This is a genomic window from Xanthomonas codiaei, assembly GCF_002939785.1.
Classification (GTDB): Bacteria; Pseudomonadota; Gammaproteobacteria; order Xanthomonadales; family Xanthomonadaceae; genus Xanthomonas; species Xanthomonas codiaei.
In genome coordinates this window covers 2,501-5,901 of record NZ_MDEC01000060.1, presented here as the reverse complement: position 1 = coordinate 5,901, position 3,401 = coordinate 2,501, and the positions used below count along the sequence as shown (strand labels likewise).

General features: G+C 54.2%; 2 rRNA genes. Both read right to left on the bottom strand.

Going from position 1 to position 3,401, the window contains the following annotated elements:
* Nucleotides 1-238: 238 nt before the first annotated feature.
* A 5S ribosomal RNA gene (rrf, locus tag XcodCFBP4690_RS21865) occupies nucleotides 239-353 on the bottom strand.
* A gap of 112 nt (nucleotides 354-465) precedes the next feature.
* Nucleotides 466-3,346: ribosomal RNA gene (locus XcodCFBP4690_RS21860) — 23S ribosomal RNA — on the bottom strand.
* Nucleotides 3,347-3,401 lie beyond the last annotated feature (55 nt).

Sequence of the window (3,401 nt, the reverse complement as noted above, 5' to 3'; positions counted from 1 at the left end):
CATCCAGTACCGCCGGTCGTCCCCGGCAAAGCAGAACATGGAGGTATGCGTAGCAAAAGCAACCTGCGCGCTGCCGCATTGGCGGAGGTGGTGGGGCGATGAGCCGGCCGCCTGGCCGGGCTGCCGCAGGATCGAGGGGCAGAGCACCTTGGCGAGGATGGTTGGACGTGTCGAGGCCCTCAAATCGCGTGCAAAAACAAACCCCCAGTCCAGTGGGACTGAGGGTTTGGGGTAAAGCCCCTGGCGATGACCTACTCTCGCATGGCTTGAGCCACACTACCATCGGCGCAGCTGCGTTTCACTTCCGAGTTCGGGATGGGATCGGGTGGTTCCACAGCGCTAATTTCACCAGGGAGACGGTTGGAGCAGCGCTTCACAGCGCCAGTCTCGCATAGGTAACTTATGACGTAGCTTGCATTTGATGATCTACCAACGTTCGTTGGGACCAAGGCAACTTGAGGTTATATGGTCAAGCCACACGGATCATTAGTATCAGTTAGCTCAATACATTGCTGTACTTACACACCTGACCTATCAACCACGTAGTCTACATGGTTCCTTTAGGGGGCTTGTGCCCCGGGAAGTCTCATCTTGAGGCGCGCTTCCCGCTTAGATGCTTTCAGCGGTTATCGCTTCCGAACATAGCTACCCGGCAATGCCACTGGCGTGACAACCGGAACACCAGAGGTTCGTCCACTCCGGTCCTCTCGTACTAGGAGCAGCCCCTCTCAAACTTCCAACGCCCATGGCAGATAGGGACCGAACTGTCTCACGACGTTCTGAACCCAGCTCGCGTACCACTTTAAATGGCGAACAGCCATACCCTTGGGACCGACTACAGCCCCAGGATGTGATGAGCCGACATCGAGGTGCCAAACACCGCCGTCGATATGAACTCTTGGGCGGTATCAGCCTGTTATCCCCGGAGTACCTTTTATCCGTTGAGCGATGGCCCTTCCATACAGAACCACCGGATCACTAAGACCTACTTTCGTACCTGCTTGATCCGTCGATCTTGCAGTCAAGCACGCTTATGCCTTTGCACACAGTGCGCGATGTCCGACCGCGCTGAGCGTACCTTCGTGCTCCTCCGTTACTCTTTAGGAGGAGACCGCCCCAGTCAAACTACCCACCATACACGGTCCCCGATCCGGATAACGGATCTAGGTTAGAACGTCAAGCACGACAGGGTGGTATTTCAAGGATGGCTCCACTGCAGCTAGCGCCACAGTTTCATAGCCTCCCACCTATCCTACACAGACGAACTCAACGTTCAGTGTAAAGCTATAGTAAAGGTTCACGGGGTCTTTCCGTCTTGCCACGGGAACGCTGCATCTTCACAGCGATTTCAATTTCACTGAGTCTCGGGTGGAGACAGCGCCGCTGTCGTTACGCCATTCGTGCAGGTCGGAACTTACCCGACAAGGAATTTCGCTACCTTAGGACCGTTATAGTTACGGCCGCCGTTTACTGGGGCTTCGATCAAGAGCTTCGCCTTGCGGCTGACCCCATCAATTAACCTTCCAGCACCGGGCAGGCGTCACACCCTATACGTCCACTTTCGTGTTTGCAGAGTGCTGTGTTTTTGATAAACAGTCGCAGCGGCCTGGTTTCTGCGACCCTCTTCAGCTATAGCTCGCACGAGCCACCAAAAAGGGTGCACCTTCTCCCGAAGTTACGGTGCCATGTTGCCTAGTTCCTTCACCCGAGTTCTCTCAAGCGCCTGAGAATTCTCATCCTACCCACCTGTGTCGGTTTACGGTACGGTCTTCGTGAGCTGAAGCTTAGGAGCTTTTCCTGGAAGCGTGGTATCAGTGACTTTGCCATAAAGGCTCGTCTCGGTGCTCGGTCTTAAAGGATCCCGGATTTGCCAAAGATCCAAACCTACCGCCTTTCCCCGGGACAACCAACGCCCGGTACACCTAACCTTCTCCGTCCCTCCATCGCACTCACGCGAGGTGCAGGAATATTAACCTGCTTCCCATCGACTACGGCTTTCGCCCTCGCCTTAGGGACCGACTAACCCTGCGTCGATTAACGTTGCGCAAGGAAACCTTGGGCTTTCGGCGTGCGGGCTTTTCACCCGCATTATCGTTACTCATGTCAGCATTCGCACTTCCGATACCTCCAGCAGACTTCTCAATCCACCTTCGCAGGCTTACGGAACGCTCCTCTACCGCGCATAAAACAAGTTTTATGCACCCCAAGCTTCGGTTCACTGCTTAGCCCCGTTAAATCTTCCGCGCAGACCGACTCGACCAGTGAGCTATTACGCTTTCTTTAAAGGGTGGCTGCTTCTAAGCCAACCTCCTGGCTGTCTATGCCTTTCCACATCGTTTTCCACTTAGCAGTGAATTTGGGACCTTAGCTGTGGGTCTGGGTTGTTTCCCTTTTCACGACGGACGTTAGCACCCGCCGTGTGTCTCCCATACAGTCCGTCTCGGTATTCGGAGTTTGCAATGGTTTGGTAAGTCGCGATGACCCCCTAGCCATAACAGTGCTCTACCCCCGAGAGGATACATATGAGGCGCTACCTAAATAGCTTTCGAGGAGAACCAGCTATCTCCGGGTTCGATTAGCTTTTCACTCCTAATCACAGCTCATCCCCGTCTTTTGCAACAGACGTGGGTTCGGGCCTCCAGTACCTGTTACGGCACCTTCACCCTGGCCATGACTAGATCACCCGGTTTCGGGTCTACTGCCCGCGACTATGCGCCCTTATCAGACTCGGTTTCCCTTCGCCTCCCCTATACGGTTAAGCTTGCCACGAACAGTAAGTCGCTGACCCATTATACAAAAGGTACGCAGTCACTCTTGCGAGCTCCTACTGCTTGTACGCACACGGTTTCAGGATCTATTTCACTCCCCTCTCCGGGGTTCTTTTCGCCTTTCCCTCACGGTACTGGTTCACTATCGGTCGGTCAGGAGTATTTAGCCTTGGAGGATGGTCCCCCCATATTCAGACAGGGTTTCACGTGCCCCGCCCTACTCGTCTTCACTGGAGTGGCCCTTTTAAATACAGGGCTATCACCTTCTATGGCCAATCTTTCCAGATTGTTTTTCTAAAGCCATTCCAGCTTAAGGGCTGCTCCCCGTTCGCTCGTCACTACTTAGGGAATCTCGGTTGATTTCTTTTCCTCCGGTTACTTAGATATTTCAGTTCACCGGGTTCGCTTCCAGCAGCTATGAATTCACTGCAGGATACTGCCGAAGCAGTGGGTTTCCCCATTCGGACATTGCCGGATCAAAGCTTGTTGCCAGCTCCCCGACACTTTTCGCAGGCTACCACGTCCTTCATCGCCTCTGACCGCCTAGGCATCCACCGTGTGCGCTTATTCGCTTGACCATATAACCCCAAGTTGCCTCGGGGTCACATGCCGTGTTGTGTGGGGTACAAAGCC